The organism is Guyparkeria sp., from assembly GCF_041687595.1.
Taxonomy (GTDB): Bacteria; Pseudomonadota; Gammaproteobacteria; order Halothiobacillales; family Halothiobacillaceae; genus Guyparkeria.
The window spans coordinates 17349-29688 of record NZ_JAWLBP010000005.1 but is presented as its reverse complement, the minus strand read 5'-3'; the positions used below and the strand labels follow the sequence as shown (position 1 = coordinate 29688).

The 12340-nt window shown below is 66.9% G+C and carries 13 protein-coding genes and 1 other RNA gene; 5 read left to right on the top strand and 9 right to left on the bottom strand.

Going from position 1 to position 12340, the window contains the following annotated elements:
* From ACESL5_RS01845 to rpiA, 4 genes are all read right to left on the bottom strand, one after another.
* Positions 1-981, bottom strand: coding sequence for an alpha-L-glutamate ligase-like protein (locus ACESL5_RS01845; protein ID WP_372591076.1), 981 nt, complete (start codon positions 979-981; stop codon positions 1-3).
* Positions 981-2537, bottom strand: a complete 1557-nt coding sequence (locus ACESL5_RS01840; RefSeq protein ID WP_372591075.1) for an inactive transglutaminase family protein — start codon at positions 2535-2537, stop codon at positions 981-983. The genes ACESL5_RS01845 and ACESL5_RS01840 overlap by 1 nt, the downstream gene beginning before the upstream one ends.
* A 154-nt stretch (positions 2538-2691) precedes the next feature.
* The gene (locus ACESL5_RS01835; RefSeq protein WP_372591074.1) at positions 2692-3231 is read right to left on the bottom strand and encodes an ATP-dependent zinc protease; all 540 of its coding nucleotides are present in this window, start codon (positions 3229-3231) and stop codon (positions 2692-2694) included.
* A gap of 8 nt (positions 3232-3239) precedes the next feature.
* A complete protein-coding gene (gene rpiA / locus ACESL5_RS01830; protein ID WP_372591073.1) occupies positions 3240-3905 on the bottom strand; it encodes a ribose-5-phosphate isomerase RpiA in 666 nt (221 codons plus the stop codon).
* A gap of 154 nt (positions 3906-4059) precedes the next feature.
* On the opposite strand from rpiA, the gene ilvA reads away from it, so the two are divergent.
* Positions 4060-5583: a threonine ammonia-lyase, biosynthetic gene (ilvA, locus tag ACESL5_RS01825; RefSeq protein WP_372591072.1), complete on the top strand. Its 1524-nt coding sequence runs from the start codon at positions 4060-4062 to the stop codon at positions 5581-5583.
* 121 nt (positions 5584-5704) lie between these two features.
* Here the strand turns inward: ilvA and ACESL5_RS01820 are convergent, their stop codons facing one another.
* The 5 genes from ACESL5_RS01820 to ACESL5_RS01800 form a co-directional block, all read right to left on the bottom strand.
* Positions 5705-6175 (bottom strand): EVE domain-containing protein, encoded by a 471-nt coding sequence (locus tag ACESL5_RS01820; RefSeq protein WP_372591071.1) that lies wholly within the window; start codon positions 6173-6175, stop codon positions 5705-5707.
* Between the two features lie 15 nt (positions 6176-6190).
* Positions 6191-6808 carry a 5-formyltetrahydrofolate cyclo-ligase gene (locus tag ACESL5_RS01815; protein WP_372591070.1) on the bottom strand — a complete coding sequence of 206 codons (618 nt, stop codon included), beginning with the start codon at positions 6806-6808 and terminating at the stop codon, positions 6191-6193.
* A gap of 114 nt (positions 6809-6922) precedes the next feature.
* A non-coding RNA gene (gene ssrS / locus ACESL5_RS01810) (6S RNA) lies at positions 6923-7106 on the bottom strand.
* A gap of 139 nt (positions 7107-7245) precedes the next feature.
* Positions 7246-7542: a cell division protein ZapA gene (locus ACESL5_RS01805; protein WP_372591069.1), complete on the bottom strand. Its 297-nt coding sequence runs from the start codon at positions 7540-7542 to the stop codon at positions 7246-7248.
* A 4-nt stretch (positions 7543-7546) separates the two neighbouring features.
* Positions 7547-7765: a hypothetical protein gene (locus tag ACESL5_RS01800; RefSeq protein ID WP_372591068.1), complete on the bottom strand. Its 219-nt coding sequence runs from the start codon at positions 7763-7765 to the stop codon at positions 7547-7549.
* 155 nt (positions 7766-7920) lie between these two features.
* Between ACESL5_RS01800 and ACESL5_RS01795 the strand changes: the two genes are divergently transcribed.
* Genes ACESL5_RS01795 through ACESL5_RS01780 form a run of 4 tightly spaced genes read left to right on the top strand, consistent with a single transcriptional unit; the run spans position 7921 to position 12336 of the window.
* Complete coding sequence (locus ACESL5_RS01795) at positions 7921-8469, top strand: UPF0149 family protein (protein ID WP_372591067.1); 549 nt, start codon at positions 7921-7923, stop codon at positions 8467-8469.
* 42 nt (positions 8470-8511) lie between these two features.
* Entirely contained in the window at positions 8512-9864 is a 1353-nt protein-coding gene (locus ACESL5_RS01790) for an aminopeptidase P N-terminal domain-containing protein (RefSeq protein WP_372591066.1), read from the top strand.
* 4 nt (positions 9865-9868) lie between these two features.
* Positions 9869-11101, top strand: a complete 1233-nt coding sequence (locus ACESL5_RS01785; protein ID WP_372591065.1) for an FAD-dependent monooxygenase — start codon at positions 9869-9871, stop codon at positions 11099-11101.
* The gene (locus tag ACESL5_RS01780) at positions 11101-12336 is read left to right on the top strand and encodes an FAD-dependent oxidoreductase (protein ID WP_372591064.1); all 1236 of its coding nucleotides are present in this window, start codon (positions 11101-11103) and stop codon (positions 12334-12336) included. The genes ACESL5_RS01785 and ACESL5_RS01780 overlap by 1 nt, the downstream gene beginning before the upstream one ends.
* Positions 12337-12340: the final 4 nt, after the last annotated feature.

Here is a 12340-nt window from a genome sequence, read left to right as displayed (position 1 = left end):
TCAGAGGTTCATGGGGGCGAGGTTTTCGCGTGACCAGTCGGCACGTTCGGCCGCTGTTTCGGTGCGGTCGAGGTAGTCGAGGTGCCTGTCGATGCGCTCGATACGGTGACGCAAACCCTCGCCGTTTGCAACCTGGATGGAAAGGCCGGGCCGGGCGTTGAGTTCGAGGATCAGCGGGCCAAGGTCGCGGTCGAGGACGACGTCCACGCCCAGGTAGCCCAGCCCCGTGATGTCGCCGCACCGGGCGGCCATTTCCAGCAGGTATTGCCAGCCGGGAATGTCTACGCCGCTGACCGGTTCATGGGTGTCGGGGTGGTGGGTGACGTGCCGGTTGTGAGCCACCCCGTCGAGCGTGGAGCCCTTCGCCATGTCCACGCCGGCCCCGATTGCCCCCTGATGCAGGTTGGCCTTGCCGTCTGACTGGGTGGTGGGCAGGCGGACCATCGCCATGACGGGGTAGCCGCGATAGACGATGGTGCGGATGTCCGGCACGCCCTGGAAGCTGATCTTCTCGAACAGGGGAGAGAACTGGACGCGATACTCGATCATGGCCACGTCGGGTCGCCCGCCAAGGCTGTAGGCCCCGGCGAGGATATTCGACAGATGCAGGCTGATCTCGTCGAGATCGGCCGGCTTGCCCGAGGCCTTGCGGAATACCGGTGGCGAATCCGACTGCCGGCCGTCGATCACCAGGATGCCGTCCCCGCCGGCGCCGTTGGCCGGCTTGATGACGAACTCCTCGTGGTCGCCCACGATCTTCGGCAGGTCGCGTATCTCGTGCGGGCTTCGAATCACCGCGTAAAGCGCCGGCACGTTGAGCCCCGCCTCCTCGGCGAGTTCCTTGCTCAGGAGCTTGTCGTCCACCAGCGGATAGTAGCGACGGGGGTTCATCTCGGCGATGAATGTGCCGTTGCGCTGATTCATGCCGACTACGCCGAGTTCGCGCAGCCGACGCGGAGTGATCGGCCAGTTGATGGCCATCAGCGCTCACCGTCCCGGGGCGGGCGGTTGACGTGAGCCAGTGTCTTGAACGCCCGGAAACGGAACAGTTCGGTGAGCCGGTAACCGGTGTACCGGCCCAGCAGCAGGGTCAGTGCCAGCACGACCAGCAGGAGTTCCGGGAAGACGAAGAAGGTGTGCGCCACGTAGGCGTTGACCATCACGAGATAGGCCAGTGCCGCGACGATCATGGACCCGACAGCCTGGACCAGGGCATCGGCCGGACCGTGCTCCTCCCAGACGATGGAGACCCGCTCGATGGTCATCGCCAGGATCACCATCGGGAAAAGCCCCACCGAGAGACCGGTGTCCAGTCCGAGGCGGTGGGAAACGATGCTGATCACCGCCATCAGGAAGATCACCACGATCACCACCGCCGCCAAGCGGGGCACCAGCAAAAGCTTGAGTCGTTCGAGGTAGAAGCGGATCAGCAGCCCCATGGCGACGATCAGGGTGAACAGGATCACCCCGGCGGCCAGTTGGGTCTCGCGGAATGACAGGGCGATCAGCACCGGCATGAAGGTGCCGAAGGTGCGGATCCCGATCACGTTGCGCAGCAGCACGATGATCAGGGCCCCGAGCGGCACCAGAAGCAGCACGCGGTAGGTGTTCTGCGCGTCGATCGGGAGTTCGAGCAGCGAAAAGTCCATCAGTCTCGACTCGGCGATCGAGGACTGCAACTGTGCCGTCTCGATCGCGTCACGCAGGCTGCGCGTGGTGGCGAAGGTCAGGGTGGCGCCCTGCAGCCCGGTAGTCTCGAGCGCCGGGGCATCGCCGTGCCACCAGGTCAGGAAGTTGCGTGGGTAGCCGACGGAACCGGAGCGTGGGTCGATCGGCACCCAGCGACGCGAATTGTGTACTTCGAGCCAGGTGGTGGGCGTGAGGTTGCGCCCCTCGTCGGTCAGCAGCACCCCGTGGCTCATGCGCGCGGGGATACGGGCGATCGCCAGCAGGCGGATGGCCAGGCGGGTGCGCTCGGTCTCGGTAGCGTCGGGCTTGAGGAAGGCCGCGATGTTTTCGTTCGGTCGACTGGCGTTGACCTCCTTGACCAGCAGGGTGGCGAAGGTCTGGATGTCGGCCGATCCCGCGCGAATTTGCTCGATGAAGGACTCGGCGGCGGATTTCAACGGCTCTTCGAGTTCCGGCGGATCGGCCGGGCCCGGGTAGGCAGAAGGCTGGATTTCCTCCTGGTCCCGGTAGACGGTTGTCTGGTAGTAGAGGGTCTGGTCCCCCTCGGGGCTGCGCTTGGTCCAGACCGCTTCGCGTTCCTTGCCGCGAGACTGGGTCGTCAGGCCCCAGCCTCGCGAGACGAAACCCTCGTCGAGCAGGGTGTAGTGCGGGGGGTCGGATGGCAGCGCGAAGCGGACCGAGGCGGGCGCCGATCCTGTCTCGACGCGAATCTGTGCCTCCACGGTCCAGGTTTCGGTCTCCCGGTCGGGGGTGAGCGGGAAGCCGAGCGTGTGGTACTTGTACCAGGCGACGGACAGACCGACGACCGAGAGCAGCAACACGACGAAAAAAAGGTGGAGGCGTCTCATGGCTTGCCTGGTGTCTCCAGAGTGGCGCGGGTGGTGGTGCTCAAGGTCGATAGCGTGGCCGAACCCGCGCGGCGGGATGAGATGCGAGGTCGCGGTCGGCCGACTTCGGCCGCCCCCATCCCGGATGCTTTTCGTGAATGACCCAGAGGAGAGTCTAGTCGCACCGGGAGGTTTGCAAATCCTTCTTGGACGGGTCGATCAGCAGGTGATCGGCCATGTGGTTTCGCCCGACGAGCAACCCGTAGCTGAACTGCTCGCGACTGGTGAGCGAAACCTCTTCGGTGACCCATTTGTCCCCGAGACACAGGGCAAGTTCCACGACATAGCGTTTCTGCGAGTCGCGGCCGTGACGCTTGATCTTGACGGTACGGCTTACCGGGCGCTCGAGAGTGACGGCCTCGTCGGATTCGCGTTCGGCCACCGTGAAGCGAACCCACTCTTCGTCGTCCTTCTCGAACTCCTCGATATCGCGGGCGTCGATCGACGTCGTGGTCGCCCCACTGTCGATCTTTGCCCGCATCTCCCGGTCAAGTGCGCGGACAGCGATATCCTCGATGTAGCCGAACACGGGGAGATCGGCCTCGCCTGCCTCGGGTTCGCCGCAGGCCAGGCTCGTGGTCGACATGACGAGCAGGCCCGGCAGCACGAGCATGGCGGCGAGCAGAGGGTGGCGGAGTATGGCTGTGAGACGCACGCCTGACATCACCCGTCGATCTTGCGGATGTTCCCGTCGGCCGTGCCCAGGATCAGGACGTCCGCCGGGCGCAGGGCGAAGATGCCCACGGTGACGACGCCGGGCAGGTTGTTGAGTTCGGCCTCGAGTTTCGCCGGCTCCATGATCGAGAGGTTGTGCACGTCGAGGATCTGGTTGCCGTTGTCGGTGACGAAGCCGTCGCGGTAGACCGGCTGGCCGCCGCGCTTGACCAGCTCGCGGGCGATCATGCTTCGGGCCATCGGGATGACCTCGACCGGCAGGGGGAAGGTGCCCAGTACGTCGACCAGCTTGGTCTCGTCGGCGATGCAGACGAACTTGTCGGCCAGCTGGGCGATGATCTTCTCGCGGGTCAGTGCGCCGCCACCCCCCTTGATCAGTTGCAGGTTCTCGTTGGACTCGTCGGCGCCGTCGATGTAGACCGGCACGGAATCGACGCTGTTGAGGTCGAAGACCTCGATGCCGTGTTCCTTGAGGCGCTTGGTGGAGGCCTCGGAGCTGGAGACCGCGCCTTCGATGCGATTCTTGATCTTGGCCAGTTCGTCGATGAAGTAGTTGACGGTCGAACCGGTGCCCACGCCGACCACGCTGCCCGCGGGGACGTACTCGATAGCCGCCTGGGCGGCCAGCTGCTTGCCTTGTTCCGTGTTGCTCATCTCTCGTGCGTCGCTCTGTAATCAGGAGGGGTATCGGAGCGGCGGTAGGACCCGCGAGTGGCTCCGGAGTTTCTGGTAACCTTTCATGGTATACCACCAAGCCCGCTTGGCGGGCAATGCCGCCGCCGGCACGATTCGATCACGAGGTGAACACTTGACGCCCCTGCTGCGCGACTATCTCGAGGAAATTCTCAAGGCCCGCGTCTACGACGTCGCCATCGAGTCGCCGCTCGAACAGGCCGTCGGGCTTTCCGAGCGGATCGGCAACCGGGTGTTGCTCAAGCGCGAGGACCTGCAGCCGGTGTTCTCCTTCAAGCTGCGTGGTGCCTACCACAAGATCCACAAGCTCTGGCGCGAGGGCCGCATCGGTGGCGGGGTGATCGCCGCCTCGGCGGGCAACCATGCCCAGGGCGTGGCACTGGCGGCCCAGACGCTCGGCCTGCGCGCCGTGATCGTCATGCCCGAGACCACCCCGGCAATCAAGGTCGATGCCGTGCGTCGACGCGGGGCGGAGGCCGTTCTGGTGGGGGACGCCTTCGACGATGCCTTCGCCCACGCGAAAACGCTGATCGAGTCCGAGGGCCTGACCTACATCCCGCCCTACGACGATCCCGATATCATCGCCGGACAGGGCACCGTGGGGGCGGAGATCCTGCGTCACCACCCCGATCCCATCCACGCGATCTTCGTGCCCGTCGGCGGAGGCGGTCTGGTCGCGGGCGTGGCCGCCTACGTCAAGGCGCTGCGTCCCGAGATCCGGGTGATCGGGGTGGAGCCCGAGGATGCCGCCTGCCTCGCCGCGGCGATGAAAGCGGGCGAGCGGGTTGTGCTCGACCAGGTGGGTCTGTTCGCCGACGGCGTGGCCGTGCGCCAGATCGGAGAGTATCCCTTTGCCGTCGCCCGCGAGGCCGTCGACGAGGTGATCACGGTGGACACCGACGCGATGGCCGCGGCGATCAAGGACATTTTCGACGACACCCGCAGCATCAACGAGGCTGCCGGTGCGCTCGCCACCGCGGGGCTCAAGCGCTATGCGCGGGAGCGGGGGCTGTCCGGGGAAACGCTGGTGGCGATCGCTTCCGGGGCGAACATGAACTTCGACCGTCTGCGCTTCGTGGCCGAACGCGCCGAGATCGGCGAGCAGCGCGAGGCGCTCTACGCGGTCACCATCCCGGAGCGTCCCGGGGCCTTTCTCGCCTTCTGCGAACTGCTCGGGCGGCGCCAGATCACGGAGTTCAACTACCGCTTCGCCGATCCCGATCGCGCCCACATCTTCGTCGGCCTGAAGATCGCGGAGCAGGGCGACCGCGAGCGGGTGCTGGCGCAACTGCAGGGTGCGGACTATCCCGTCGTCGACCTGACGGACAACGAGATGGCCAAGCTCCACGGCCGCCACATGGTCGGCGGGCATGCGGGGCACATCCGTGACGAGCAGTTGTTCCGCTTCGAGTTCCCCGAGCGGCCCGGCGCGTTGCTGAGGTTCCTCTCCCATTTGGGAGCACGCTGGAACATCAGCCTGTTCCACTACCGCAACCACGGGGCCGACTACGGGCGCGTGCTGGTCGGGATCCAGGTGCCCGAGGCGGAGGTCGGCGACCTGACCGCTTACCTCGATCGCCTGCGGTACCCCTACTGGCCCGAGAGCGACAACCCCGTCTATCCGCTCTTTCTCGCCTAGGGCGGACTTGCCGGATCATCGAAGAACCGCGCCATTGGCGCGGTTTTTTGTGTGTGTGGCTTCCGGCGAAGGCGGTACGAGTCGCTGACCCGGTCGCATCTCAGTGCAGCGGATCAGTGGTTCACTCGGTCTCGATCCGGTCTTCCAGCGAGACGATGTGCTCGAACTGCTCTTCTGTCACGGGCATCACCGACAGGCGGTTCCCGCGGCGGACCAGCGGCATCTCCTCGAGGGCCGGGTCGGCCTTGAGTTCGGTCAGCGGGATGACGCGCTTCGTGTGCCGGATGTACTTCACGTCGACCAGGTACCAGCGCGGCTTGTCGGGGTCGGACTTCGGGTCGTGGTACTTCTCGTCCGGGTCGAACGCGGTGGGATCGGGCTTGGGTTCGCTGACGATCTCCATGATGCCGACGATGCCGGGGACCTTGGTGTTGGAGTGGTAGAAGAAGGCCCGGTCGCCGGGCTTCATCTCGTCCCGGATCATGTTGCGTGCCTGGTAGTTGCGGATGCCATCCCAGGGTTCGGTGCCGACGCGTTCGAGGTCGTCGATGGAGAAGGCATCGGGTTCGGATTTCATCAGCCAGTAGGCCATGACGGTCTCCTGAGTTCAGTTCGGTGTCGGGGTGTCGGTCGGTGTCCGCCGGACGGTGACGAGCGCTCGATCTGTGACGATGTAGTCCAGCGGCTGATCCCAGGGATCGACCGGCAGGGACGGGACCTCCTGGCAGCCGAAGGCCACGCCGATGGCGAGCGGTCGGCGGCCGCGGCGTTGCGCGAGCGCGCGATCGTAGAACCCGGCGCCCATCCCAAGACGATTGCCGCGGGTGTCGAAGCCCACCAGCGGGATGAGCAGGGCATCGAGGCTGTTGAGCCCACGTCGGCGGGGATCGTCGGACTCGATGATGCCGAACTCGTTGGTGCGTGTCTTCGGCATGCGTCGGTGCGAGCAGGCCGTGACGGGGTTGGCGTGATGGAAGGCCAGTCGGTGGTCGGGGAGGACCCGGGGCAGCCAGACCTGGCCGCGATGTCGCCGGAGCCAGCCGTCGAGCTGTGGCTCGCCGTCGAAGGCACAATACGCCGCCACCGCATGCAGGCCGAGGCTGCGCGTGAGGCGCTCGAGCCGGGTCTCGATGCGGAGCAGGGCCATGTGTCGATGAAAGCCGCCCAGAGCCCGGCGGCGTGCGCGCAGGGTTTTTCTCAGGGCGGTCTTGTCGGGATGTTTCATGATTCGATTAAGGAAGGTCTGAATGAATCTTCCACAGCGGACGAATGCCTCGCATCTGCCCGAATCGTGACGCGCAGAGCGGTGTCGGATTCATTCAGACCTTCCTGAAATGAGGGGCCTTCCAGAACGCCGCTGGCAGCGCTACGACCTTGAACCGGAAGGTTCAAGTCGGGGGCTCCGCCCGGCTCATCAGGCTTTCCGCTGTCGCGGACATGCGCACAGAACCGCTTGTCGCCCCCTGGGTCGCAATTTAAGGCTCAAGGGATTGAGCGCTACCTGGCGAACGTCCCAGAAGACTATGTTCATCGTAGGTCCGGAGCGCCCGGCTTGCAAGGGGTCTGGAAGCACGAATCCGAGGTGCCGCTGGGGGCTGCTGAGTGGCTTCCGGGTTTTCCGACGGTGACGGGAGATTGTGTCTCCCGGCATGCGAGCGGCTTTCAGTCTCGCTCCAGCGCCTCGAGCAGGGTGTCGATCCGTGCTTCGAGTTCCTCGTCGGCCATACCCTCGGGCAGCGAGAGTTCACGCCCCTCGAGCAGCTGGCGGGTGATGTTCAGCGCCGCGAGCACGGCGATGCGTTCGGTGCTCAGCACCTTGCTGGTTTTTCGGATCTCGGCCATCTCGTCGTTGAGGTACTCGGCCGTGCGCAGCAGCATGCCCTGCTCCTCGGGCGGACAGACGATGCGGTAGTCCTTTTCCATGACCCGTACGGTGACGGGCCGGTTCGGCTGGGTCATTGCGTCATTCCTCGCGTTCGGTGTCGACGGCCTGCTCTTCCAGACGCCGCAACTGTCCGGCAAGTTCCTGGAGGCGGGCATGACTCTGCTCGATCACGTCCCGGAGCTGACGGTTCTCCTCGGTCAGGGCATCGGCCTGCCGGCGCAGGTCCGTGCGCTCGTCGTTGACTCGCTGGCATGCGGCCAGCAATCGCTCCATCTTGTCGGCAAGCTGTTCGGCCATGATTCGTGGTTCTCCGCGTTTCCCAGCAAAGTCTATCATTTAGACTGTCGAGCGGAGACAATGGACGAAGGCCGCCGTGGTTGCGTCTGCCTGTCGGGATATCCGGGGAGGCAGTGTGACGGTCCGGCGACATCGACAAGCCAACGGGATACTGAATGACCGAATACGAACGAATCCAGCAGGCCCTCGACTCGATCGGTGCGCTGGCCAATCCCAGCGAGGCCCAAGGGGTGCTGGTCGGCATGTGGATCGGAGGCGGTCCGGCAGACCAGTCGCGCTGGATCGGCGAGCTGATCGAGGAAGACGAGAACACACCGGCGATTCCGGACGATCTCGCCGCACTGTATCGGCATTTCGTCGAGCAGGTGACCGGCGCGGACAACCTCGGGCTGGATCTGGTGCTGCCCTCGGAGGATGCCACCCTCAAGGAACAGGTCGAGGGGCTGGTCGACTTCGCGCAGGGCGTGCTCTACGGCTACGCGATCGAGAACGGGCCGGCCCGGCGCGCCCTCTCGGACGAGGCACGCGAGGTGTTCGACGATCTGGGCGACATCGCGCAGCTGGATACCGATTCGGTCAAGACCGAGGATGACGCCTTCGATCTGCACCAGATCGAGGAATACCTCAGCTCGGCCCTGCTCGTGATGTACCTGCAGTTGCACCCGCCGGTACCCGAGTCCGCCGGATCCCGGCGGCTGCAGTGACGCGGCCCACCACTTTCCCCGCAGCATAGAGGAATACCAGGCATGCAGGCGATCGGTCCCGCGCCCGCCGAGCGACGCGAGTACCAGCGACGCCGCAAGCGGCTGATCAAGGCGATCGGCAAGCGCGGTGTCGCCATCATCCCGGCCGCCACCGAGCAGTGGCGCAACCACGACAACCCCTGGCCGTTCCGCCAGTCCAGTGATTTTCACTACCTCACCGGGCTGGCGGAGCCGGATGCCTTGCTGGTGCTGTGCCCGAAGCGCGCGGAAGGCGAGGTGGTGTGCTTCGTCAGCCCACGCGATCCGGAGCGCGAGCGCTGGGAAGGGCCTCAACTCGGGACCGAGCGCGCCCCGGCGGTCCTCGGCGTCGACCAGGCATTCGCCATCGACGAGATCGAGGAGCGTCTGCCCGACCTGCTGCGCGGATACAACAAGCTCTACCTGCCGTTCGACGACCACGAACTGGTAGCCCGCGCCCTGGGATGGTTCGACGATCTGCGCCGCGGGGCCCGGGCGGGCATCCTGCCGCCACAGACGCTCAAGGACCTGGCCGGCCCGCTGCACGAGCTGCGCCTGATCAAGTCCGCCCACGAGATCGATCGTCTGCGGCGTGCGGCGGTTGTCTCCGCCGAGGCGCACATCGCCGCCGCGAGGGGCGTGCACGATGGTATCTGGGAATACGAGATCGCCGCGATCATGCAGAAGGTCTTCGCCAGCGCGCACGGCGAGCCCTCGTTCGCCCCCATCGTCGCCGGCGGATCGAACGCCTGCGTGCTGCATTACCGGGCCAACGCCGCCGAGCTCAAGGACGGTGACCTGGTGCTGGTCGATGCCGGGGCGGAGGTCGACTACTACGCCGGAGACATCACCCGCACCTGGCCGGTCGATGGCCGCTTTTCCGTTCCGCAGCGCGAGCTCTACCAGCTCGTGCTCGATGCCCAGATTGCCGCCATCGAGGCCATCGCGCCCGACGTGTCCTTCAATGCGCCCCATGAGGAGGCCGTGGCGGTCATCACCCGAGGGCTGGTGGAACTCGGCCTGATCGAGGGACCGGTGGAAGAGGCGATCGACGAGGGCCGCTACCGCCCGTTCTTCATGCACCGGACCGGGCACTGGCTGGGCTCGGACGTTCACGACGTCGGCCGGTACCGGATCGACGGCGACTGGCGGCCGCTTGAACCCGGCATGGTGATGACCGTCGAACCGGGGATCTACGTCGACCCTGACGCCGACGTGCCGGAGGCCTATCGCGGCATCGGGATCCGCATCGAGGACGACGTACTGGTGACCGAGGAGGGCCACGAGGTGCTGACCCGCCAGGTTCCCAAGACGATCGACGAGATCGAGGCGCTGATGAGCGGCCGTTTCGATCCCGTGAACGAGCCACTGGAGTGACCCCATGAACCAGGAACCCCGCTCCCTCCATCCGGATGAACGGTCGACGGCGACCGACGTGGTCATCGTCGGCGGGGGGATGGTCGGCGGCGTGCTGGCACAGGCGCTGTCCCGGGACGGCTGGGACGTCACGGTCATCGAGCAGCGGGCACCCGAGCGGTCGACCAGTTTCGACCAGCGGCTGACCGCGGTGGCTGATGCCGGCTGGCAGTACATGGACACGCTCGGGCTGGTCGACCGCTCGCTGCGCGAGTCGGCCGGCGCGATTCGCGAGGTGCGGGTGTTCGACCGTGGCCACTTCGGGCTGACGCGCATCACGGCCCGTTCGGCCGGGATCGAAGCGCTGGGATACGTGATGCCCAACCGCGAACTGGGGGAGCGGATCGAGGCCTTGCTCGATGTGCCTGTGACCGGGCAGGGAGTCATCCACTATCGCCGCCCGGCCCGGTATGTCTCCCACGAGAGCGACGAGTCGGGCATCGACGTCCGGATCGCGGACGGACATGAGCGGCTCGAGACGATCCGGGCACGGCTGATGGTGGCCGCCGACGGCGCCGAGTCGCCGGTGCGCGAGCAGGCCGGCATGAGCGTGCGGCGGCGCGAGTACGACCAGGTGGCCACCGTGGCCACGGCCATGCCGGCCCGCCCGCATGGGGGCGTGGCCTTCGAGTGCTTCACCACGGGCGGGCCGCTCGCGGTGCTGCCGGCGGCGGACGGTCGCGTCTCGCTGGTCTGGGTGGCCCGACGCGGCGAGGCCCGCCGGATCGCCACGCTGGACGACGTTGCCTTCGCCCGGGCGGTGGACGAGACCTTCGGTCACCGACTGGGCGGGTTCTCGGCACCGAGCACGCGGGCCCAGTACCCGCTGGCGCTGGTCACCGCCGAGCAGGCGGTGGCCGACCGGCTGGTAGTGATGGGCAACGCCGCGCATGCCCTGCACCCGGTCGCCGGGCAGGGCTTCAACCTCTGCCTGCGGGACATCCGCGACCTGACCCGAGTGCTGCGCCCTGACCCCGACGAGGCCGTGGATCCTGGGGATCCTCAGCGACTGGCCCGATATCGTGGGCTTCGCATGGCCGACTATCGCCGTACCATCGGCCTGACTGACAGTCTCGTGCGCGGCTTCTCCCTCGACCTGCCGGGCCTGGGCCATGTGCGCGGGGCGACACTGTCGATGTTCGACGGGCTGCTGCCGATGAAGAATCGTCTCGTGCGCGCGACGCGGGGGATAGCCTGATGGTTGGCGTCGATACGGGCAGGGCCGACACGGCGCCGAGCCAGCGGACCATCCGCGGCGAGATCGCGGTGGTCGGCGGAGGCATGGTCGGCGCCGCCGCCGCCCTGGCTCTGGCCCGGCAGAACCGCGACGTGGTGCTGATCGAGCGGGAGCGTCCCCGGCCGCTAGGCGGTGCCGACGCCTTCGACCTGCGCGTCTCGGCGTTGGCCCCGGCGAGCATCGCCCTGCTGGACCGGCTGGGCGCCTGGGAAGCCATCCGTGCGGAACGGTCCGCCCTGTACCGGCGCATGCGCGTCTTCGATGCCGTCGCGCCCGGCGATCTCACCTTCGATGCCGCCGAGATCGGGCGGCCGTATCTCGGCTACATCGTCGAGAACCGTCGTGTGCAGTACGCGCTCTGGGAGCAGCTTGCCGAGTGCGACAACGTGCAGCTGCTGACCGGCAGCGTGCCGAAGCGCCTGGCCGTCGAGGCCCGCGAGGCGCGCCTGACCCTGGAGGACGGGCGCGAGGTGGCCGCGGAGCTGGTCATCGGTGCCGACGGTCAGCGGTCCTGGGTGCGCGAGGCGGCATCGATCGGCGCGAGCAGCCGGGACTACGCGGTGGCCGCGCAGATTCTGTCGGTGGACACCGCCTATCCCCAACAGGACATCACCTGGCAGCGTTTCACGCCCGACGGTCCGCAGGCGTTCCTGCCGCTGGCCGGCCCGCGCGGTTCACTGGTCTGGTACGACCGGCCCGAGCGCGTGCGCGCCCGCCATGGCCTCGACCCGGAGGCCCTGCGCCACGAGGCGATGCGGCACTTCCCGGCGGAACTGGGCGAGATCGAGTCGGTCGCCGCCCAGGGGTGGTTTCCCATTCGCCGCCTGCACGCCCACCGCTACTGGGCCGAGCGGGTCCTCCTGGTCGGCGATGCTGCCCATTCGATCCATCCCCTGGCCGGGCAGGGCGCCAATCTCGGCTTTGCCGATGTCGAGGCGCTCGATGCGGTGATTGCCGAGGAGACGGCCCGGGGGCGGGAACCGGGCGATGTCCGCCTGGCGAAACGCTACGAGCGCATGCGCCGGGCGGACAACCACCTCGTCCAGTCGCTGATGGACGGGTTCGACTGGGGGTATCGTCGTCGCGATCCCCTTATCGTCACCGCGCGGACCGCAGCTACCCAGGCCGTCGCCGGGTTACCCCCCTTGCGCCGGTGGATGACCCGCATGGCCGGTGGGCAGCGGTTCGGCGGGTGATCCG